The organism is Veillonella tobetsuensis, from assembly GCF_001078375.1.
Taxonomy (GTDB): domain Bacteria; phylum Bacillota; class Negativicutes; order Veillonellales; family Veillonellaceae; genus Veillonella; species Veillonella tobetsuensis.
In genome coordinates this window covers 1-664 of the sequence record NZ_BBXI01000033.1, presented here as the reverse complement: position 1 = coordinate 664, position 664 = coordinate 1, and the positions used below count along the sequence as shown (strand labels likewise).

Sequence of the window (664 nt, the reverse complement as noted above, 5' to 3'; positions counted from 1 at the left end):
ATTAACCTTCGATTGCTGTTACTACGCCAGCGCCTACAGTGTGGCCACCTTCGCGAATCGCGAAGCGAAGACCTTCTTCGATAGCGATTGGAGTGATCAATTCGATATCCATTGTTACGTTATCGCCAGGCATACACATTTCTACACCTTCAGGAAGGTTTACAACACCAGTTACGTCTGTTGTACGGAAGTAGAATTGTGGACGGTAGTTGGAGAAGAATGGAGTATGACGGCCACCTTCTTCTTTAGTCAAAACGTATACTTCTGCTTTGAACTTAGTGTGTGGTTTGATGGAACCTGGTTTAGCCAATACTTGACCACGTTCGATGTCTTTACGGTCAACACCACGAAGCAATGCACCAACGTTGTCACCTGCTACTGCAGAATCCAAAGTTTTACGGAACATTTCAAGACCAGTTACTACGTAGGAGTCAGCTTTTTCTTTCAAGCCTACTACTTCTACAGTGTCACCAACGTTTACTTGACCACGTTCAACACGGCCAGTTGCTACTGTACCACGACCAGTGATTGTGAAAACATCTTCCACAGGCATCAAGAAAGGTTTGTCAGTATCACGAACTGGAGTTGGGATGTAGGAGTCTACAGCATCCATCAATTCGTCGATTTTAGCTACATATTGAGCATCGCCTTCCAAAGCTTTCAA

The 664-nt window shown here is 44.7% G+C and carries 1 protein-coding gene; it reads right to left on the bottom strand.

Going from position 1 to position 664, the window contains the following annotated elements; all coding sequences use genetic code 11:
• Position 1: 1 nt before the first annotated feature.
• A partial coding sequence (locus VEI_RS09270) for an EF-Tu C-terminal domain-related protein (RefSeq protein ID WP_240003819.1) occupies positions 2–664 on the bottom strand: 663 nt, incomplete at its 5' end.